Below are 20568 nucleotides of genomic sequence, written 5' to 3' on the forward strand. Positions count from 1 at the left end.
TTCTCAGTGACAATTTATAGGGCTACCGGGTCAGTTCTCAGTGACAATCAACACTTCAGCCTCTTGGCCTCAGACACTTCCATGCCGCCATACTTCGAACGCCATTTGTAGAAAGTGCCATCGCCCCCTCTCGGGACATTGCTGTGCAATGCCCTGCCGGGCGGTGGATGCCGTGCTTCCGGCACAGTTCCTTCGCCCCCATTCCGGCTTGGTGTTCCTTCAGGATGCCAATGATCGGCTCTTCGCTGAAACGGCTTTTCCGCATCGTCTGTCTCCTCGCTTGGAGAACAGGCTAACTTCAAATCGCGGACTTTTCAGGGGAGCACGTCACGCCTTGCTTGGTGGATCAGGCATGTTCACAGTGTGATATGGGATGCCTCCAAAGGTCCTCGCCGGGGCGAAGGTTGAAAACTCATGCTGTCAGCAACATTACAAAAGAAGGCTGAACCAATTTCGACAATCTAGCTGAAATTTGGGTTTCGCACGTTCCATTTATGTTCATGATTTGTCCTGGGAAATTCTCAAGTCAGGTGGCTGGAATTATTCAGTTTTCGCGCGCCTTGAAAACCGTTGAACGTGAGAGTGTTCCCAGGGTTCGAATCACTGTCTCCCCGCCACTCAACTTTCAAACGTGATGAACTGCCGCCTGATCTGTGCCTGGGCCGCCTGTGTCTGGCCTGTAGGGCTGCCGTGCTGGGGCGAGCGGGGTTTGGCGTCCGTGCGAGGTCTTACTGGTCGGTCTTGCGTCGGCGCAGCTCTGATCCGAACCTGTCGGTAAAGATCCGCAACAGATCTGTTTCGAATTTCCGGGTCGAAATCGGGTGGTCGTGCTGGATCGCAAAATGCCCGATGGCCTTGCCGGAATGGTCGTCAATTCGCACGCCAAGATATGAATCCAACCCTTCTGCCCTGAAATGCGGCTGCATGGGAAAAGCATCCGCCAGGCCCGTCTGAAGCCGGAACTCCTGTGCGGAGGCAAGGTGTTCGCAGGGCGTGCCCTCATAGGGGACGGCTTGGCCTTCCAGTTCAGAGACGAGTGTCCCGCCATTGCAGTAGGCCAGAATGTTGAAATGCTGGTCACTGACGGGCGAGCATTCCGCAACAAACACCGTGCGGGCTTTGAACGCCTGCTGCATCTGTTGGGCAATGAGCCGGAAAATACCGGTTGAGCCCGGCTCTTCGCTACCACGCGCCAAAGCCGCCAGAATACGCGTGGCATGCAGGTTCTCCAACTCGCTCGCCAGCCGTTTGGAATAATCGGCGATGACATCAAGGATTGGCTGGGTTTCTGCGTCAGTGGTTTCATGACGCCAGGCAAGTTGAACAAGCCCTGCGATTTCGCCGTGCTGGCTCAGGAGCGGGACGCCTGCATAGCTGCGGATGCCTTGCTCCTGAAAAAAGTCGTCCTTGGGGTAGGCGCTTTGCGCGTTTCCGTGAACGACAACAGGATTTGCCCCTTTGATGACTTCGAAACAGGGGGTGACGCAGGCATCATATTCGAAATCAGCCAGATCGGTTTCATCCATCTGGCCTGCCAGAACGTGAATGCGTTCCTCTTCCATGATGCGCAATTCGCTGATGGCGACCATATCGACATCGACCGCATCTTTGAGAGTGACGACAAAGGCCCTCAGAAACTCAGGGCCGACCGTACTCGACAGAAGCTCTGACTCGCTTGAAAACCCATCTTCAAAAACAGAACCGGGCTGTGGAACCGGAAACGGATCGGTATCGTCTTGCTTACTCACTATAGGCCCCATTTTCTTGCGCCGGTGTCCGAGCGTCACTTGTACGGGTCGTTGGGCAGCCATGTCACAACAAGCGTGAACGCTTGAACTTTGCTTTAATACACGAGCCTTGGTCAACCTTTCGTAAACAGGGGCACTGTCCGTTTGGGGCTCAGCTCCGGCGCATGAGGTAGATGTCCATCAGCCAGCCATGCTCTGCCCGCGCCTTGGCTCGGGTCTCGATGATCTGCGCGCCGACCTCGCCAAGGGGGCCAGCGATCGAGATCTCGTTCTCCATGCCCGCATAGGCCGTCCACCAGATCGTGATGCCCTCGGGGGCAAGGGACTGGAACGAACAGGCCCCATCCAGCATGACCACGACGGTATCGGCACTGGCAGGCCAGCCACCATCGCGCAGCTGCCTGCCGGTGGTGATGGTGAAGGGGCCGTTGATTTCATTGATCGGAATCGCATGTGCGGCTGTCAGCGCCTGGATAGAGGTGATGCCGGGGATGACGTTCAGCCGGATATCAGCGCGCGCCTTCAGGCGCTCTGCGATGCGCATGGTGCTGTCATAAAGCGATGGATCCCCCCAGACGAGAAAACCCACGCGCCCGCCCTCTGGCAGGTTGGCACAGATGGCCTGCCACCAGATCGCGGCAATTGCGTCATGCCAGTCATCGACCCGCTGGCGATAATCCTGCGTTGCTTCATCTCGCACCGGCAGGTCGAACTCGACAATCCGGGGCGGGGTGGCACAGCCGTCCAATGCGCGCGCGCAAATGTCATGGCGCAGCCCCGCCAGATCGTCCTTGCCCGCGCCCTTGTTGGGGATCAGGATCAGATCCTGCGCCGCCAGGGCCTGCACCGCCTGCAGCGTCAGATGCTGCGGGTTGCCGGTGCCGATACCGATCAGGGTGAGGTCAATCATGGCGGGTCTTTCTTGTAACTTGGGTCGGGCCGGTGGTCCGCAGGTGGGGCGCGATGGCCGGATCAGCCGTGCGGCAGATCCTGATCTGCCAGCGGACCATATAGGATCAGCACAGGGGCCGTGGTCTCCATCTTGCGCAGGACGGTGGGCAGCTCGCCCACGGTATGGCAATGCAGCGACTGTTCGGGCGTCGACACCCCAAGCGCTACCAGCGCATGGGTCTGTGGGGGCAAACCCGCCTCCAGCAGTTTTTCCGCCAGCGACGCAAAGGTGCGTTTGCCCATATAGACCACGGTGGTCGCATCCGGATCGGCCAGCGCAGCGAGGTTCAGCTGATCGGGCAGACCGCCGGTGACATCGTGGCCGGTGATGAACTGCAGGCGCCGCGCCGTCAGACGGCGGGTCAGCGGGATATTCGCCGCCGCCGCCGCAGCAGAGGCCGCCGTCACACCGGGTACGATCTCAAACGGGATGCCCGCCTTGCGCAGGGCGGTGATTTCTTCTTCCAACCGGCCAAAGACACCGGAATCGCCGGATTTCAGCCGCACCACATGCAGGCCGCTTTGGGCATAATCCACCAGGAGCTGGCTCACGTGGTCCTGTTTGGGAGAGGGGCGGCCGGCCCGCTTGCCGACGCCCACCAGATCCGCATCCGCGCGCGCGTGGCTCAGGATCGGGCCGGCAGACAAATCGTCAAACAGCACCGCATCCGCCGCCTCCAGGCGTTTCACGGCCTTCACGGTCAGCAGTTCCGGATCGCCGGGACCAGAGGACACAAAGGAGACAAAACCGCTCATGCGCGCTCTCCGGTGATCAGGTGGAAGAACGTGCCAGTGACATGGCCCTTGATAGAGCCGGTCTCGGGCACCGGGTTGCCGTCGGCGTCCATGACATTGGCCAGGGGCGCGTCGGGTTCTTCCAGGATGGTGGAATAATGGAACTCATGGCCGCGCAGGGCGGTGCCGGCCTCAAAGCCCGGCATCCCCGCCTGAAGAATGGCGCGGCGGTAGCCAAGGTGGAACTTGCGCTTTTCATAGGACGTGACCAGCCCCAGAAGGCCCAGCATCTGGTGGCGGTTGCCCTCCTTGTCGATCAGCGCCTCGCCGAGGGCCATGTAGCCGCCGCATTCGCCATGCACGGGCTTGGTCTCGGCGTGTTTGCGCACACCGGCGCGGAAGGTCTCTGCCGCCGCCAGTGTCCCGCCATGCAGTTCCGGGTAGCCACCGGGCAGCCAGACCAGATCGGCGTCCGCCGCCGGGGCCTCGTCTGCGAGCGGCGAGAACGGCAGGATCTCTGCCCCCGCCGCGCGCCAGCCGCTCAGCAGATGCGGGTAGGTAAAGGAAAACGCCGCATCGCGCGCCAGCGCAATCCGCTGCGCGGGCGGTTTGGGCAGGCTGGCCGGGGCGGGCGCCTGACCCGCCAGCGCTGCGGCCTTGATCGCCTCCAGATCCACATGCGCGCGCAGGAATTCGGCATAGCCTGCAATGGCCGCCTCAAGGTCGGGATGTTCCACCGCCTGAATAAGGCCCAGATGCCGCTCCGGCAGGGCCAGATCGCCACGCCGGGGCAGGGAGCCCAGCACCTTGATGCCGGCTTTTTCCATGCCAAGGCGCGTCAGCCGCTCGTGACGCGGGCTGGCAACCCGGTTCAGGATGACACCCGCAAAGGGCAGTTCGGGATCGTAATTCTTGAACCCCAGCGCGGTGGCCGCAGCCGACTGCGCCTGACCGCCCACATCGACAACCAGCACAACGGGCCAGCCCATCCGCTTGGCCGTCTCGGCAGAAGAGCCAAAGCCCGACTGCCCGCGCGTTGCCACACCGTCATAAAGCCCCATGGAGCCTTCGCCGACGCAGATTTCTGCGCCCGCCGACTGGGCCGTGACCGCATCCAGCAACCCGCCATCCATCGCCCAGGTATCAAGGTTGAAGCTGGGGCGCTTCGCGGCCGCCAAATGAAACGCCGGGTCGATGTAATCCGGCCCGCTCTTGTAGGGTTGTACGGTCAGCCCGTCCTCTGCCAGCGCCCGCAACAGGCCCAGCATCACGGTGGTCTTGCCGGTGCCCGAAGAGGGCGCCGAGATCATCAGGCCAGGAGGGTTCAGGTCGGTCATGGCCTCAGTCATCGCCGTGGCTCCAGCTCGACCAGGGGCTGTCCGCAGTCTGCGGCCGGTAGCGGCGGTCGTAGTCGGTGGAATAGAGACAGCTTTCGTCAAAACCCTCGCCCTTCAACACCGGCCCCACCAGAATGAGGGCCGTGCGGGAGATTTTCTCGTCCAGCGTGTCCTTAAGTGTCTCCAGGGTGGCGCGGTGGATCTGTTGATCCGGCCAGCTGGCGCGGTAAACCACCGCCACCGGGCAGTCCGCGCCATAATGCGGCGTCAGGCTCTCGACCACATGGTCCAGATTGCCGATCGACAAGTGGATCGCCAGCGTGGCGCCCGTGCGCGCGAAGTTCTCCAGCGATTCACCTTCCGGCATCGAGGATGCGCGCCCCGGCGTGCGGGTCAGCACCACCGACTGGCCCAGACCCGGTAGGGTCAGCTCGGTCCCCAGCGCCGCAGCTGCCGCAGCAAAGGACGGCACACCGGGGGTGACGCTGACCGGGATGCCCTCGGCCTTCAGGCGGCGCAGCTGCTCGCCCATCGCGGACCACACCGACAGGTCGCCGGAATGCAGCCGCGCCACGTCCTGACCTGCCTCATGCGCTGTCTTGATCTCGGCCACGATGGCATCCAGATCCATCGCCGCGGTGTTCACGATTTTGGCGTCTGCCGGGCAGTGGCTCAGGATTTCCTCCGGCACCAGAGAGCCCGCATAGAGGCACACCGGGCAGGACGCGATGATGTCGCGCCCGCGCAGGGTCAGAAGGTCGGCAGCGCCCGGTCCGGCGCCAATGAAGTGAACGGTCATGGCTCAAGTCTTTCTGCTATGGCCGCGGTGGCAAGCCCATCCGCGGTGACAACTCTGGGGGCAAGAAGGCGCGCACGTGCGCCCGTTGCCCCATGGCGCGCACCCGCCAGCGCCGCGGCTTCCGCCAGCGACCCGGTGCCGAACCGCGCCTTGATCCTGGGTGAGCACGTCAATGTCTGCTCCCCGGCAATATCTGTTTCCTGCAAGGCAATCACCCGCAAACCGCTGAGGCGGGCGAATTCCTGCATGGCAGGTGCATCGGCCTTGGCCGCGATGGAGGCGACGGCATCCACGCCCTGATCGCACAACGCCAGCGCCGCTGCGATATCGGCTGCTGTGGCCGCCTCGCGAAATCCGATGCCCGCCACTTTCATCGCGTGACGCTCCACTGAATGACAGGCCGCGCCCGTCGCCAGTCGCGCATCGACCCCAGCGGGCCTGCTTCGGCAATCTCGGCCTTCAGCAGATGCCCGCCGCGCGCCGCATGGGCCTGCATCAGCAGTGTTTCGGTTTCCAGCGTGACGCCATTGGCCACCAGCCGCGTGCCTGCGGGCAGGATGTCCCACAGATGATCCAGCAACGCCTGCGAGCCGCCGCCGCCGATGAACACACAGTCAGGCAGGGGCTGGCCCTGCAGCACATCCGGCGCCTTGCCCAGCACGGCCTGCATCCGGTGATCCAGACCAAAGGCCGCCGCATTGGCGCGGATGTTTTCCAACCGGCTTTCGCGCGGCTCAAAGGTGATGGCCCGTGCGCCGCGTGCCGCCAGACACCACTCGACCGAGACCGAGCCAGAGCCGCCGCCAATGTCCCACAGCAGCTCGCCCGCGCGCGGCGCCAGTGCCGACAAGGTCAGCGCCCGAATGGGGCGTTTGGTGATCTGCCCGTCGCTGGCAAAGAGATCATCCGCCAGCCCGGACGCCTGCGGCAGGCCCTTGCTGCCCGCCGCCTCAACTGCGACGGCAACAGGCGCCTGAATGCTCTGCAAATCAAACCCCTCGGCAGTGGCGAAACGCACCCGCTGGCGTGGCCCGCCGAGGCACTCCATCACGGTCAGCGTTGAGGCACCAAACCCCTCGGCGGTCAGCCACGCCGCCAGCTCCGCAGGCGCGTCACCGTCACGCATGGTGCAAATCACCCGTGTCCCGTTGCCAAGCAGCGCGCGCAGCCGCGCATAAGGCGCCGCGTGCAGGCCAAGGCACAGCACCTCTTCCAGCTTCCAGGCCAGATGGTTGGCCGCCAGCGCAAAGGTCGACGGCACCGGATGGGACAGCCACTCGCCATCCTCCAGATGCCGCGCCAACGATCCGCCCGCGCCATGCCAGAACGGGTCGCCCGAGGCCAGAACAACGACGCGGCGACCGCGCGCAGCCAGCACAGGTTCAATGGAAAACGGCACCGGCCAGGGTTGGCCCTTGCTGCCGGCATCCACCAACTCCAGATGCCGCGGACCGCCGAAAATCACCTCCGCCTCAGCGAGCGCCTTCCGGCTTGCATCGCCCAAGCCTTCCAGTCCATCTTCCGCCAGACCAACGATCGTAAGCCAGTGTTTGGAAAGGCCATCAGACATGACACGCATCCTCCTGCTGGGCGGCACAACCGAAGCCTCGACGCTGGCCAAGACCTTGGCCGAGGCGGGTCTGGATGCGGTGTTTTCCTACGCGGGCCGCACGGCCAAGCCCGTCAGCCAGCCGCTGCCGACGCGCATCGGCGGCTTTGGTGGCGTGGAAGGGCTCGCAGCTTACCTGAAGACCGAAAGCATCACCCATGTGGTCGACGCCACCCATCCCTTTGCAGCACAGATGAGCACCAACGCAGTGCAGGCCTGCGCGGCGGCGGGGGTGGCGCTTTGTGCCTTTGAACGTCCGGCCTGGCAGGCGGGTGAAGGCGACCACTGGCTGCATGTGGACAGTATCGACGCTGCCGTTGACGCGTTGCCAGATGCGCCCGCACGGGTGTTTCTGGCCATCGGCAAACAGAACCTCACCCAATTCGCCGCCAAACCCCAGCACCATTACCTGCTGCGGCTGGTGGATGAACCAGACGCGCCCCTGCCGTTGCCGCACACAACGGTCGAGATTGCCCGTGGCCCGTTTGACGTTGCGGGCGACAGCGCGCTGATGCAGCGCCACGCCGTCACCCATGTCGTGGCCAAGAACGCAGGCGGCGCGGGGGCCGCGGCCAAGCTCACAGCCGCGCGCAGCCTGAACCTGCCGGTCATCATGATCGGCAGACCCGAGGTGCCCGCCCCAGCAGGGCAGCGCCCCATCAAGGGCAGCGTGGCAGAGGTGATGGCCTGGCTGTCGCATCCCGCAGATTAATCCTCGGCTGCGTAGCGGGGCGTATAGACGTAGTTGCCCACCCGCCGCGTGTCACGGTTGCCGACAATCACCACGGTGCGCATGTCCGCCATCTCGGGCGTTGCGTCATTTAGGGGCACCGTCAACAGTTCCTGCCCCGGTTTGGTCACGTCGCGGGCAAAGGTGATCAGCGTGTCCGCGCCACAGGCCTCGCGCAGGATGTCCAATGCGCGGGCAAACTGATGCGGGCGCGACTTGGAGCGCGGGTTGTAGAACGCCATCGCCAGACCGGCCTCACCAACCAGCTGCAGGCGCTTTTCGATCAGGCTCCAGGGCTTCAGGTTGTCGCTGAGGTTGATAGCAGCAAAGTCATGCCCCAAGGGCGCGCCGATGGCGGCGGCAGCGGCCAGCATGGCGGTGATGCCGGGCAGCACCTTGATGTCGAGATTCAGCCAGTCCGGGTGGCTTTCCGCATTGTTTTCCAACGCCTCGAACACGGCAGAGGCCATTGCGAACACCCCCGGATCACCGGAGGACACCACAACAACCCGTTTGCCTTCAGCCGCCATTTCCAGTGCATGGGTGGCGCGGTCGACCTCAACCCGGTTGTCTGTGGCATGCAGGGTCAGGCCGTCGCGGGGCGCGATGCGTTTGACATAGGGAATATAGCCAACGATATCGGTGGCGTCGGCGATGGCGTCGCGCACTTCCTGTGTGACCAGCGCCTCGTTGCCGGGGCCAAGGCCCGCGATCACGACCCAGCCGTTTCCTGTGTTGCTCATGGCCGGCGCCCCTGTCCGTGAACCAATACGATGGAGAAGTAAGGCACCTCGCCTTCGATCTCCGACAGTTTCTGCACGGTCTGGCCGGGCATGGTGCCGCGTTCCACGAGCCAGGCGTCATCGGCGCGGCCCGCCCGCTCCAGCGCGCGGCGCAGCTTGGGCAGGTTGCGGCCGATCTTCATGACCACCAGCGCATCGGTTTCGGCGGCGCGCTTGGCCAGCTCATCCTCGCTGAGGGTCGCCATCGCCACGGTCAGCACATCATCGCCCCAAGTGATCGGCTGGCCAGAGGCGGTCCAGCAGCCGGACATGCCGGTGATGCCGGGAATGATCTCTTGTTCGGCACGGCCCTGCAGGCGGGTGTAGAGATGCATGTAAGACCCATAAAGGAACGGGTCGCCCTCACACAGCACCACCACGTCCTCTGTCTGCGCGATCTCGGCCAGCGTGTCGGCCCATTGGTCATAGAACGCCGCCAGCACCCGGTTGTATTCGGGGTCGGAGAAGTGGATTTCGGTGGTGACCGGATATTCCATCGCGTGTTCGGTGACGCCCTCGGCCAGCATGCCCTCGACAATGGCACGGGCCTGACCCTTGCGGCCGGCCTTGCGGAAATAGGCGATGTGACGCGCGCCGGAAATCATCCGGTGCGAGCGGACGCTCATCAGATCGGGATCACCGGGCCCAAGCCCCGCGCAGATCACTTTGCCCTTGGACATGGTCATCTCTTACTCTTTCCAGCTCGCCAGCGCGTTCACCGCCGCAACGGTGATGGCAGAGCCGCCAAGGCGGCCTTTCACGATCATCGACGGCACGGGGAGGTCTTCCATCAGCGCGTCCTTGGATTCCATTGCACCGACAAAGCCCACAGGGCAGCCGATGATGGCGGCAGGGCGCGGGCAGGACGGATCCTTCAGCATGTTCAGCAGGTGGAACAGCGCGGTGGGGGCGTTGCCGATCGCCACGACAGAGCCTTCCAGTTTCGGGCGCCACAGTTCAAGTGCTGCGGCAGAGCGGGTGTTGGACATCTCCTTGGCCATCTCCGGCACCTTCGGGTCGCGTAGGGTGCAGATTACCTCGTTATCCGCAGGCAGGCGCGGGCGGGTGATGCCCTCGCTGACCATGTAGGCATCACACAGGATCGGTGCGCCGTTGGCGAGTGCTGCGCGGGCGGTCTCGGCCATGCCCTCGGAAAAGCGCACGTGCTCTTCCAGCCCCACCATGCCGGCAGCATGGATCATGCGCACGACGACGCTTTCCTCGTCCTTGTTAAAGCGCGCCAGATCGGCCTCGCGGCGGATGGTGGCAAAGCTTTCGGCGTAGATCGCGGCGCCATTGGTTTCATAGGTGTGGAGCATGTCAGCTGCCCTCTGTCAGTAGGTCGGGAGCGGCGCGCAACGCGTCGGCGCTCAGGGAGGTGTTTAGCGGGTGATCGGCGGCAGTGCCATTGCGGATCAGATCGAATGTGTCCTCGTCGGTGGCCGTCAGGACCAGATCGGCGGGGCGGGGATGGGCGCAGCCCTTGGCGCAGCCTGACAGGTGCAGATGCTGGCCCATTGGCACCGATGGGGCCAGATCGCGGGCCAGATCGCGCGTCACCGCGCGCGCCTGCGGGCACCCGGGGGCTCCGGTGCAGGCGCTCACGCGCAGGCGGGGATCTGTTGCATCAAGGATCAGGCCGGGCAGGGGCGGAAGGTTGCGCGTGCCTTCGACCAGCAGCATCCGCCAGGGGGTCAGCCGCAGCGCGCCGTGATCGGCCAGCGCAGCCAGTGTTGTTGCAGGCATCTGGCCGAACTCCAGCGCCACCAACAGGCCAGATGCGGTCTGGCCGGGATGCTGTGTCTCCCCTTGGGGAGCAATTGGGGCGGGGGCTACATGCGCTGTCGGTCGTGCCCGGCGCGCAAGGAGCTGGTGCATTCTGCCACGGCCCTCTGGCGCGCCGCCCTGATCAAGGAACCAGCGGGCAAGGGCAAGCGCCTCGCCAGCGGCATTCCTTGCCGTGACGGGCAGGCCGCTGTCGGCACCATCAGCCCGCAGGATCAGGGTGCTGCCAGAACGTTCGATGCGGACATCGGCAGCGGTATCCTGCAGGACGGGCGTTTCGCCACAGTCGATGGCAAATCCGAACTTGCCCGGCAGGTCCAGATCTTCGGCCCGGCGCAGGGCCTGCGCCAGATCCTCTGCGATCTGATGGCTGTCGTCGCCCGCACGCCAGAACGGGGTGAGCGTGATGTTGCGGCGCGCCTCTGCGCCTGCGTCCTCATCCACCAGCCCCAAAGCGCGCAGCCCGTCGATCAGTGCTGCGTGGGCGTCTTCGCGAATGCCGCGCAGCTGCAGGTTTGCGCGCGCCGAGATATCCACCAGACCGGAACCATGCGCCTGAGACAGATCCGCCAGACCACGCGCCTGTTCAGGGCTGAGCCGTCCCAGAGGCGCACGCACCCGCACCACCAGACCGTCGCCCGACATCATCGGGCGCAGCGCGCCGGGGCACCAGCCATAGACCTTGGGTGTGGCGGCGGTGCTCACGCGGCGCCCTCCAGCTCGGCCATGATCGAATTGCGCCTTGTGCTCCACAGGCCCGCCTCAAACAGAGCGCGGAACCGATCGCGCATCGCGGCGAGCGCCTCGGGGTTTTCGCGCTCCATGAACTCCACCAGATCGTCACGGCCAAGGGTGGCCTCGAAATAGAGATCAAAGAGATGCGGCTGCACCACCTGTGCCAGATGGGCAAAGGCCGCCATGTGATCGAGCGTGGCGGCGATTTCCGCCGCGCCACGGAACCCGTGGTTCATCATCGACGTGGCCCAGTCCGGATTGGCGGCACGGGCGCGGGTCACGCGGGCGATCTCCTCGCCCAGGGAACGCGCCTGCGGCCGGTCGGGCCGGGTGGCGTCCATATGATAAAGCGCGGGCGCGGACTGTCCCAGACGGGCCATGGCTGCGGCAAAACCCGCCTCATGGGCGGCATAGTCGGAGGCCACCAGCAGATCGGTTTCCGGCAGATCCTGAAGGTGCACAAAACTGTCTGCGCCCTGCAGACGTGCCTCCAGCGCGTCGCGGGCGTCGTGGATTTCACCCTTGGCATCAATCGCGTGGGACGAGGCATTGATCCATGCCTCGCCTGCTGCGCGACGGGCTTCATCGGAATACTCATCCAGATGCGGATTCATCGACAGGCCGTATTGGCCGGGCTTGGGGCCAAAGACGCGCGGGGTCTGGGTCAGGTAGGGATTGTCGCCCGTGCTTTCCTCGCGCGCCGCCAGTGCCGCGGCGGCGGCCTCGAACATCTGGGCAAGACCGGGAAAGACATCGCGGAAGAGGCCGGACACCCGCAGGGTGACATCAATGCGCGGGCGGTTCAGCATGGAGAGCGGCAGCACCTCGAAGCCAGAGACCCGTTCGGAATTTTCGTCCCACTTTGGCGCAAGTCCCGCGAGGTGCAGCGCCATGGCGAATTCTTCGCCTGCGGTGCGCATGGTGGCAGAGCCCCAGAGGTCGATCACCAACCCCTTGGGCCAGTCTCCGTGATCCTGAAGATGGCGGCGCAGCAGCTCTTCGGCCAGTTTGACACCTTGGGTATGCGCCGCGCGCGACGGCACCGCGCGGGGGTCCGTGGTAAAGAGGTTGCGCCCCGTGGGCATCACGTCAGCGCGGCCCCGGAAGGGAGAGCCGGACGGGCCGGGAGAGACCATCTGGCCATTGAGCGCAGCAATCAGCCCGGCGCGTTCCTCTGCCCCGCACTGACCGGTGCCAAAGATGTGCAAGCCCTCGCCATATTGGCTTTCCTTGATGTCGCAGACAAAGGCGTCGATCCGCGTGATCGCCTCGGCAGCACAGCTGTCCGGCGTGAGCCCCAGATCGGCCTCGACCCCGGTGCCCTGCGCCTCGGCGCGGATGTCATCGATCAGCCGGTCGCGGCGGGCGGGGTCCAGCCCGTCGGCGGTGGAATATTCATCCAGCAGGCTTTCGAGCCGGGTCATCCCCTCGGGCAGGTTGGTCTGCGCCAGCGGTGGCGGCAGGTGGCCAAGGGTGATGGCGCCGATGCGGCGCTTGGCCTGGGCGGCCTCGCCGGGGTCGTTCACGATGAACGGATAGGCAACCGGCAGCGGGCCGGTCAGCACCTCGGGCCAGCATTGCTCTGACAGGGCAACGGCCTTGCCGGGCAGCCATTCCAGCGTGCCGTGGGCCCCGATATGCACAAGGGCGTCGGCCTGGCTTTGCAGCCACAGATAAAACGCCACATAGGCATGGCGCGGGGTGCGGTCGAGATCGTGGTAATCATCGACGCGGGTTTTCACCTCGCCCCGTTCAGGTTGCAGCGCGACCAGCGCGTTGCCAGCGCGCAGGGCCTTGAAGTGGAAGGCGCCATCGCGGCAGTCCTTGTCTTCCTCCGGGGTGCCCCATGCCTCGCTCAGCGTGGCCTGCAGATCCTGCGGCAGCGCGGCAAGCGCGCTCTTGTAGGTCGCAAGCGGCAGCTGCAGGGTTTCCTCCATCAGACGCAGGCCCGTGTTCTCGAGCGCGTCCACACGATAGCCTTGATCTGCGAGCTCTTGCAGGATCACATCGCAGGAGGCCAGCGCATCCAGTCCGACCGCATGGGCAAGGTTGTGATCGCGCCCCGGATAGGTCGACAGCACCAGCGCCAGCCGCTTGTCGCTGTTGCGCAGTCTGGCCAGACGCAGCCAGCCTTCAACCCGGTCGATGGCGGCGCTGATCCGGCCGGCATCGGCACGGTGGCCAAAGCGGGAATATTGCAGGTCCGGGTCTTTCTTGCCGGGTGCCTTGAAGCTCACCAGCCCCGCAAAGATCCGTCCGTCCACTTCGGGCAGAACCACATGCATCGCCAGATCGGCAGGCGACAGGCCCCGGTCCGCCTCGGCCCAGTCTTTCCTGCGCGCGGTGGAAAGCGCGACCTGAAACACGGGGCAGCCGGTGGTGGACAGGGGCGAGGCGCGCCCGTCCATGCCCTGTGCGGAAAAGGCGGTGGCGTTGATGATCGCGGCCGGAGCGATCTCGGGCAGGGTGCTGCGCAGCCAGTCTGCGGCCTCGGGTGCCTTGAGGCTGGCGGCAAACACGCCATAGGCGGCATAGCCCCGCTGACGCAGCTCGCCAATCAGCGCGTCGATCGGGGCCGTATCCGCCGAGGTCAGATAGGACCGGTAGAAACTGACAAGCAGCAGGGGTTTGTCGGGGTGGTTCAGCTCTGCTGCGGGCAGAGCAGGGATCACGCCCTTTTCCGGGTCATACCAACCATGCTGCGGCATGGATTTTGTGCCGATGACAGGCCCCGCATAAAGCCCCGCGGCAAGCGACAGCTGCGCCAAGGCGGCCTGTGCAGCGACCGCGCCGCCCGCATCACAAAGCGCCTGCAGGCGGCGCAGCGTGGAGACCGGCAGGGTCGACAGCTCATCCAGACGCGGATCTTCGCGCCCATCTGCTGGCAGCACCGCCAGCGCCAGCCCCTTGCGGCGGGCCATATCCTGCAATGTGGCAAGCCCATAGGACCAATAGCTTTCGCCACCGATCAACCGCACCAGAATGCCCTTGGCACCCTCCAGCGTCTGTTCGGCATAAACATCCACCGACAGGGGGTGTTTCAGCGCAACCAGATTGGCCAGCCGCAACGACGGCAGCCGATCCTTGCCACGATGCCATCCAGCCGCAAAGGCGCCGAGATCGCTGTCGGAAAAGGACAGCACCACAAGGTCCGCAGGCGTCTGCCCCAGATCCTGTGGTGTATCGGTCTCGTCAAGGCCGTGGCTTTCGCGGAAGACGACGTGCATGGGCTTAGTTCCTGTTGGGATCGCCACGAAGGGCGGCGCCCGTCCCGGCGGGGAGGGCGAGAAGCGCCCGCCCCGTGGTGGGCGGGACGGGCGCTGCCCGGCCTGCCGGCCGGGCGAAGCATCCCAATTTACGCTTCTCTGTCATCATTTCGGCTTACGCCCCCAAGGCCGCGCGGATGGCCGCTTCGTCGATATTGTCGTGCTCGGCAATCACCACCAGCTGGGTGCGCCGGGGCATGTCGCCCCAGGGCTGATCATACTGCGCGCGCAACCGTTCGCCGACGGCCTGAACCAGCATCCGCATCGGTTTTCCTTCCACCGCCACATAGCCTTTGACGCGCAGGATGTTGCGCTCGCGGGCCAGTTTCACGATGGCATCTTGCAATGCTTGCGGATCGGAAACTTCGCCGAGGTCGACCACGATTGTATCAAAATCGTCATGGCTGTGGTCATGGTGGTGGTGATGATCGTGGTCGTGATCGTCGTCGTGGTGGTGATGGTGGTCCTCGTGATGGGAAGGACGCGCATCCAGATCATCCTCTGCGGCAGCCTCAAGACCCAGAATGACGCGTGGGTCGATCACGCCTTCGGACATCGACAGGATCGGCAGCTTGCGGGGGGCTTCGGCCTCGATCACGGCGCGGGCCTTGTCCAGACCATCCTCACCGGCGAGATCGGCCTTGGACAGCAGGATGATGTCCGCACAGGAGATCTGATCCTTGAACAGCTCCGACAGCGGGGTTTCGTGGTCGATGCCTTCGTCTGCTTCTCGCTGGGCCTGCACCGCATCCAGGTCGGTTGCGAACTGACCTCTGGCAACCGCTTCGGCATCTGCCAGCGCAACCACGCCATCAACAGTGATCCGCGAACGGATTGCGGGCCAGTCAAACGCCTTCAAGAGCGGCTTGGGCAGGGCCAGGCCAGAGGTTTCGATCACGATGTGGTCGGGCTTTTCCGGCAGGTCCATCAGCTGTTCGATGGTCGGAATGAAGTCGTCGGCCACGGTGCAGCAGATGCAGCCATTGGCCAGTTCCATGATGTTTTCCGCCGGGCAGTTTTCATCTGCGCAGGATTTCAGGATCTCGCCGTCCACGCCGGCGGTGCCGAATTCATTGACCACCACCGCCAGACGCTTGCCCTGCGGGTTTTGCATCAGATGGCGGATCAGGGTGGTTTTGCCCGCACCAAGAAAGCCGGTGATGACGGTGACGGGGATCTTGTTCAGAGTGCTCATGGATCAATCCTTGGACAAGGAGGGAGGAGTGGGGGCTGCGTCTGCATCCGTCGAGGCCGGTACCGGGGCAGGGGGGATGCGCGCAATCGATTGCTTGCGAAACACCACCGGGCGTTCGCGCCAGGGCACCAGCCCGTCGGTGGTGGCGGCATAGGCGCTGGCGCCTGCAATGATCTCTTCGACATGGGTGTCGGGATCAAGATCGCCGTAGATATAGCTCCAGCGGGCGTCGCCGCCGCTCAGCACCATGGAACAGCCACGGGTGCAGGCCGACAGGCATTCGACGCCGCGCACATTGATGCCCTCTGGCAACTCGGCCTCCTGCAGGGCGGCAAACATGCGCGCACCGGGGCGCGGGGCCTCCGGGTCGGTGACTTCGCCACGACGGCAGGTGGTGCAGATCGTCAGTGTTACCTCGGCCATATGCGCCCTTTTTGGTTGTCGCATCAGGGGGCTCGTGCCAGCGGGGGCACGTCCTGCGCGCCAGTCCCAGCCGGTCGCGGAACACCCCGTCCGCCCGTTGCGTTTCGTCTGCTGGCAGGTCTCCCGGCTTGCGGATGCCAGGGCAGGCCCTGACGGTCATCCCGCCTTCCCGAGCGCTTGTGACACAAGCGTTCTCAGTGGCGTCGGAGACCTCTCCGGTCACGGTCGCGGGGGCGGCTGTGCTTGACCGAACGGACGCTTGTCATGCGCCCAAATGGCTGTCACATTCCCTCTTCGCCTGCCATATGGCAGGAACCAACAAAACCCCCTTGCGCCATCGCCCCCGTCTTTGTCAAGACATGGGGCCAACAGTTAGGAGAGCCCCGTGAGCGACAAGTCTGATACCGACATTTCCGAGGAAGAAGCGGCACGTCACGCCGCCAAGATGGCCAAGAAGAAAGCCGCCCGTGATCGCATGATGCAGAACAAGGACGGCGAGAAGGGTCTGATCATCGTGCACACCGGTCCCGGCAAGGGCAAATCCAGCTCTGGTTTTGGCATGATCATGCGCTGCATCGCCCATGGCATGCCCTCGGCCGTGGTGCAGTTCATCAAGGGGGCCTGGCAGACCGGCGAGCGCACCCTGATCGAAGAGAATTTCTCGGATCTGTGCCAGTTCTATGCGATGGGCGAAGGCTTTACCTGGGAGACCCAGGACAAGGCCCGCGACATCGCCGCCGCCCAGAAGGGCTGGGAAAAGGCCAAGGAGATGATCCGCGACGAGCGCAACACGATGGTCTTGCTGGACGAGATCAACATCGCCCTGCGCTATGACTATATCGACATTGCTGATGTGGTGGACTTCCTCGAAACCGAAAAGCCGCCGATGACCCACGTTGTCCTGACCGGCCGCAACGCGAAGGAAGAGCTGATCGAAATCGCCGATCTGGTGACAGAAATGGGCCAGATCAAACACCCGTTCCGCCAGGGCATCAAAGCCCAGAAAGGCGTCGAATTCTGATCCGCCAGATACGGAGCAGACAGAAAAGCCCCCGCAAGAATTTGTGGGGGCTTTTTGTTAGGGAGTTGCTGGCTCCATCTGATTGTTGAGGCACTCTACGACCTCAACGCGGGCAGGGTGCCGAAGAATTTTGGCGTATTTGTATTTGAAAGGACCGCTGGAGAGGTCCACGATCTGATTGGAAACCCAGTGAGGATCCAGCATCGTGCTCGTGTCTTCACCTGATCCATCCCAGAAGGCTGTGGCAATCCCGGAAGGAGCCACTACAAGAACCTTGCCCAGGTCTGGATCGCGGGCGAGAGAGGCTCCCAACATGCCCATCGCTGCTTTGGTTGCTGAGTAGGCTGGCTCTCGCTCTCGTGGCGTGTATTGGGAACTCGATGAAATCAAGATGACTTTCAGCGGTCCGATGGCCTCTCTTTTCAGTCTCTTAACCAGGAGCATGGGGGCCAGCAGACCCGTGTTGACCATTGTGGCAAGGTCATCGTCTGTCAGATCGTCGATATGTCCGCGTTGCAAATATCCGGCGGCAAAGATCAAAGTGTGCAACTTCCCGATGTCTGCCAGAAGGAGGTCGAGGTCTTGCGCCAGTTGCTTTGGGTCAGCCGAAATGTTGAGCGGCAGGAAGGTGGCTTCTGTCTTCTCAGGTCGCCTACGGCCAGTGATCCAGACGTCGTGGCCTGCGTTGACGTAGTGCTTGGTAAGTTCTGCACCGACCCCGGATGTGCCGCCGATGATGAGAATACGTTTGTGCAAAATGAAATCTCTCGATTGATCGGAAAAGAGGGAGCTGGAAAAAGGCTCGGTTGTGACCACAGCAGTCTGTGAGGTACAGGTCAACGCCCAGAATTGCGCGTCATAGTTGCGTCTGAACCACGTCAGCCCCTCTGACCAAATGTTTCGCGTGCGAAACAATCGGGCAGGGGGGCTGATACTTTTTGTGGGCGTTGCGTGGGGTGCGAACGCATAGGGGTTGGGTGTGTTGCGGCAGCGTTAAGCCGCCGCGCGCGCCAGGCGGCGCTTATGCAGCAGGGCTTGCCAGTTGGGCGCGGATATAGCTGTCGACCGCGGCGCGTTGATCTTCGCTCAGGCGCAGGCCGAGTTTGGTGCGCCGCCACAGGAAGTCTTCGCCCGCGCGCACCCATTCATGCGCGATGGTCCAGTCCAGTTCCCGCGCCGTGATAGTCGCGCCGAAATCCTGCCCCAGATCCGCAGCAGAGGTGGCATCGCCCAGCACGTCCCAGGCTTCGGTGCCATAGGCCCGGATCAGGCGGCGGGTCGCATATGGGCTGAGGAACGGGTAGTCCTGCGCCAGCTTTGCCGTCAGCTTGGCCACGTCACCCACGGCAAAGTCTCCGCCCGGAAGGGCCACGCCTGCCGTCCAGTCATCTTTGATGTCTGGAAAGACGGTGCCGATTTTTTCGAGCGCGGCCTCGGCCAGTTTGCGGTAGGTTGTGATCTTGCCGCCAAACACATTGAGCAGCGGCGCAGCGCTGTCATCCAGCGTCAGCACGTATTCCCGTGTCGCTGCCGTCGCAGAGCTCGCGCCGTCATCATAAAGCGGGCGCACCCCAGAGTAGGTCCAGACGATGTCGTCGCGGCTGATGGGGCTTGCGAAATACTGCGAGGCGAATTTGACCAGATATTCCTGCTCTTCCGGGGTGCAGGTCGGTGCCGTTTCGGGGTCCGGGTGATCGGCGTCGGTGGTGCCGATCAGCGTGTAGTCTTCCTCGTAGGGGATCGCAAAGATGATGCGCCCGTCGGTGCCCTGGAAGAAATAACAGCGCCCGTGGTCAAAGAGCTTGGGCACAACGATATGGCTGCCGCGCACCAGCCGGACGCTTTCGCGGCTGTTCTGGCCGAGCTTCTGACGCAGCACATCGGCCACCCAGGGGCCGCCTGCATTGACCAGCATACGGGCCCGACGTTCAAAGGTCTCCCCGGTTGAGAGATCCTTGAGCGAGATGACCCAGTGATCATCGAGGCGTTGCGCGCCGGTGACCTGCGTGCGGGTCATGATTTCGGCGCCGCGGGCCTCGGCGTCGCGGGCGTTCAGCACCACCAGGCGGGCGTCTTCGACCCAGCAGTCGGAATATTCGAAGGCGGTTTTGAATTTCGGGTCCAGCGGGCGGCCTGCGGGATCTGCCGCCAGGTCGAGCTTCGCGGTGCCCGGCAGGATGCCGCGTTTGCCGAGGCTGTCATAGAGGAACAGACCGAGACGAATGAGCCAGGCGGGACGGCGGCCCTTCATCCAGGGCATGACGGTGGTCAGAAGGCGCGAGGTCGGCGTTTCGCTGTCAAAACGCATGTCCTTGTGAAAGGGCAGCACGAACCGCATCGGCCAGGAAATATGCGGCATGGCTTTTAGCAGGACTTCGCGTTCGATCAGCGCTTCGCGGACCAGGCGGAACTCGAAATACTCCAGATAGCGCAGACCGCCGTGGAACAGTTTGGTGGAGGCCGAGGAGGTGGCCCAGGCGAGGTCTTTCATTTCTGCCAGCGAGACAGAGAGGCCCCGACCGACAGCGTCGCGGGCGATGCCGCAGCCATTGATGCCGCCGCCGATGACAAAGAGATCGGTGATGTGATCTTGAGCGTGTGTATCAGACATTTTCGTCGCTTTCGTTTTCGCGCGTCCAGAGGATTCGCGTGTCTGCGGCCTCTGCCGCGCGGGAGAATTCGGCGGGGACGGGTCGGTCGGTGATGACCACATCCAGATCCGCCACATCGCAGATGCGCACCGGAGCGGCGCGCTCGAACTTGGTGCCGTCGCAGACCAGAATGCGGCTGCGGGCGTTTTTGAGAATGGCGCGGGCGACCGAGACTTCGCGGGCGTCGTGGTCGAGGATGGCACCGTCAGCATCGAGGGCCGAGGCGCCGATGATGGCAAAGTCGACCTTGTAACGGGCAAAGAATTCCACCGCATCTTCGCCCACAATTGCGCCGTCGCTTTTGCGGATCGCGCCGCCCGCCAGGATCAGATCCTTGCTGTCATCTTCCATCATCATGTTGATAATGTTGATATTGTTGGACAGGACGGTCAGGCCGCGGTGACTGGAGAGCGCGCGGGCCACCATCTCGGTCGAGGTGCCGATATTGAGCGCAATGGAGCAGTTTTCAGGGATCACTTCTGCGGCGAGCGCTGCCATCGCGCGTTTGCTGTCTGCGTTCAGGCTGCGGCGTTCGGCGTAGCCACGGTTGGCGGCAGAGGCAATGCGCACAGCGCCCCCGTGGACGCGGCTCAACTGGCCCCGTGCAGAGAGGTCGCGCAGGTCGGTGCGGACCGTCTGAAGTGACACGCCAAAGCGGCGCGCGAGGTCTTCGACCTCGACCCGATCCTGCGTGGTCAACAGGTTCATGATTTCGTTTTGACGGTCGTTTGCGTCCATTGGCTTTCCTTTTCATGGATTGATATAGGTCAGCTTGGGCGTTTTGTCATGTGAAACTTTCGT

Annotated in this window: 19 protein-coding genes, 1 pseudogene and 1 riboswitch; of the genes and pseudogenes, 2 read left to right on the forward strand and 18 right to left on the reverse strand. The window is 63.7% G+C overall.

Going from position 1 to position 20568, the window contains the following annotated elements; translation table 11 throughout:
* Positions 1 to 53: 53 nt before the first annotated feature.
* From NIT7645_RS01080 to NIT7645_RS01115, 8 genes and pseudogenes are all read right to left on the reverse strand, one after another.
* Positions 54 to 265: pseudogene (locus tag NIT7645_RS01080) on the reverse strand (transposase); the annotation flags it as partial.
* A 463-nt stretch (positions 266 to 728) separates the two neighbouring features.
* Complete coding sequence (locus tag NIT7645_RS01085) at positions 729 to 1748, reverse strand: GAF domain-containing protein (RefSeq protein WP_008560053.1); 1020 nt, start codon at positions 1746 to 1748, stop codon at positions 729 to 731.
* 151 nt (positions 1749 to 1899) lie between these two features.
* Positions 1900 to 2658, reverse strand: coding sequence for a precorrin-6A synthase (deacetylating) (gene cobF / locus NIT7645_RS01090; RefSeq protein ID WP_008561373.1), 759 nt, complete (start codon positions 2656 to 2658; stop codon positions 1900 to 1902).
* 62 nt (positions 2659 to 2720) lie between these two features.
* On the reverse strand, positions 2721 to 3455 hold the full coding sequence (cobA, locus tag NIT7645_RS01095) for a uroporphyrinogen-III C-methyltransferase (protein ID WP_008559015.1): 735 nt from the start codon (positions 3453 to 3455) through the stop codon (positions 2721 to 2723).
* The gene (locus tag NIT7645_RS01100) at positions 3452 to 4771 is read right to left on the reverse strand and encodes a cobyrinic acid a,c-diamide synthase CobB (RefSeq protein WP_008562895.1); all 1320 of its coding nucleotides are present in this window, start codon (positions 4769 to 4771) and stop codon (positions 3452 to 3454) included. The genes cobA and NIT7645_RS01100 overlap by 4 nt, the downstream gene beginning before the upstream one ends.
* A gap of 4 nt (positions 4772 to 4775) precedes the next feature.
* Positions 4776 to 5570, reverse strand: coding sequence for a precorrin-4 C(11)-methyltransferase (gene cobM, locus NIT7645_RS01105; RefSeq protein ID WP_008561936.1), 795 nt, complete (start codon positions 5568 to 5570; stop codon positions 4776 to 4778).
* Positions 5567 to 5944, reverse strand: coding sequence for a cobalamin biosynthesis protein (locus tag NIT7645_RS01110; RefSeq protein ID WP_008561421.1), 378 nt, complete (start codon positions 5942 to 5944; stop codon positions 5567 to 5569). Before NIT7645_RS01110 ends, cobM begins: the two co-directional genes overlap by 4 nt.
* Complete coding sequence (locus NIT7645_RS01115) at positions 5941 to 7140, reverse strand: bifunctional cobalt-precorrin-7 (C(5))-methyltransferase/cobalt-precorrin-6B (C(15))-methyltransferase (RefSeq protein ID WP_008560850.1); 1200 nt, start codon at positions 7138 to 7140, stop codon at positions 5941 to 5943. The genes NIT7645_RS01110 and NIT7645_RS01115 overlap by 4 nt, the downstream gene beginning before the upstream one ends.
* Between NIT7645_RS01115 and NIT7645_RS01120 the strand changes: the two genes are divergently transcribed.
* Positions 7139 to 7891: a cobalt-precorrin-6A reductase gene (locus NIT7645_RS01120; RefSeq protein ID WP_008558753.1), complete on the forward strand. Its 753-nt coding sequence runs from the start codon at positions 7139 to 7141 to the stop codon at positions 7889 to 7891. The two genes, NIT7645_RS01115 and NIT7645_RS01120, sit on opposite strands and share 2 nt — an antisense overlap.
* Here NIT7645_RS01120 and cobJ read toward each other — a convergent pair.
* The 7 genes from cobJ to NIT7645_RS01155 all read right to left on the reverse strand — a co-directional run bounded on the left by cobJ (position 7888) and on the right by NIT7645_RS01155 (position 16095).
* Positions 7888 to 8652: a precorrin-3B C(17)-methyltransferase gene (gene cobJ / locus NIT7645_RS01125; protein WP_008559777.1), complete on the reverse strand. Its 765-nt coding sequence runs from the start codon at positions 8650 to 8652 to the stop codon at positions 7888 to 7890. The two genes, NIT7645_RS01120 and cobJ, sit on opposite strands and share 4 nt — an antisense overlap.
* Positions 8649 to 9377, reverse strand: a complete 729-nt coding sequence (locus tag NIT7645_RS01130) for a precorrin-2 C(20)-methyltransferase (protein ID WP_008562436.1) — start codon at positions 9375 to 9377, stop codon at positions 8649 to 8651. The genes cobJ and NIT7645_RS01130 overlap by 4 nt, the downstream gene beginning before the upstream one ends.
* A 3-nt stretch (positions 9378 to 9380) precedes the next feature.
* Positions 9381 to 10010 (reverse strand): precorrin-8X methylmutase, encoded by a 630-nt coding sequence (locus NIT7645_RS01135; RefSeq protein WP_008562360.1) that lies wholly within the window; start codon positions 10008 to 10010, stop codon positions 9381 to 9383.
* 1 nt (position 10011) lies between these two features.
* Positions 10012 to 11181, reverse strand: coding sequence for a precorrin-3B synthase (gene cobG / locus NIT7645_RS01140; protein WP_008561685.1), 1170 nt, complete (start codon positions 11179 to 11181; stop codon positions 10012 to 10014).
* Complete coding sequence (gene cobN, locus NIT7645_RS01145) at positions 11178 to 14438, reverse strand: cobaltochelatase subunit CobN (protein WP_008562543.1); 3261 nt, start codon at positions 14436 to 14438, stop codon at positions 11178 to 11180. Before cobN ends, cobG begins: the two co-directional genes overlap by 4 nt.
* A gap of 154 nt (positions 14439 to 14592) precedes the next feature.
* A complete protein-coding gene (gene cobW, locus NIT7645_RS01150) occupies positions 14593 to 15672 on the reverse strand; it encodes a cobalamin biosynthesis protein CobW (RefSeq protein ID WP_008560658.1) in 1080 nt (359 codons plus the stop codon).
* Positions 15673 to 15675: 3 nt separating this feature from the next.
* Positions 15676 to 16095, reverse strand: coding sequence for a DUF1636 family protein (locus NIT7645_RS01155; protein WP_008562567.1), 420 nt, complete (start codon positions 16093 to 16095; stop codon positions 15676 to 15678).
* Between the two features lie 96 nt (positions 16096 to 16191).
* Positions 16192 to 16430: riboswitch (cobalamin riboswitch) on the reverse strand.
* A 50-nt stretch (positions 16431 to 16480) separates the two neighbouring features.
* Between NIT7645_RS01155 and cobO the strand changes: the two genes are divergently transcribed.
* Positions 16481 to 17116 (forward strand): cob(I)yrinic acid a,c-diamide adenosyltransferase, encoded by a 636-nt coding sequence (gene cobO / locus NIT7645_RS01160; protein WP_008559740.1) that lies wholly within the window; start codon positions 16481 to 16483, stop codon positions 17114 to 17116.
* Positions 17117 to 17173: 57 nt separating this feature from the next.
* On the opposite strand, the gene NIT7645_RS01165 is transcribed toward cobO, so the two are convergent.
* The 3 genes from NIT7645_RS01165 to NIT7645_RS01175 form a co-directional block, all read right to left on the reverse strand.
* Entirely contained in the window at positions 17174 to 17932 is a 759-nt protein-coding gene (locus NIT7645_RS01165; RefSeq protein WP_242656145.1) for an SDR family NAD(P)-dependent oxidoreductase, read from the reverse strand.
* A gap of 205 nt (positions 17933 to 18137) precedes the next feature.
* Positions 18138 to 19727: a glycerol-3-phosphate dehydrogenase gene (gene glpD, locus NIT7645_RS01170; RefSeq protein ID WP_008563270.1), complete on the reverse strand. Its 1590-nt coding sequence runs from the start codon at positions 19725 to 19727 to the stop codon at positions 18138 to 18140.
* Entirely contained in the window at positions 19720 to 20505 is a 786-nt protein-coding gene (locus tag NIT7645_RS01175; RefSeq protein ID WP_008561254.1) for a DeoR/GlpR family DNA-binding transcription regulator, read from the reverse strand. Before NIT7645_RS01175 ends, glpD begins: the two co-directional genes overlap by 8 nt.
* Positions 20506 to 20568: the final 63 nt, after the last annotated feature.

The organism is Phaeobacter italicus (assembly GCF_001258055.1).
Classification (GTDB): Bacteria; Pseudomonadota; Alphaproteobacteria; order Rhodobacterales; family Rhodobacteraceae; genus Phaeobacter; species Phaeobacter italicus.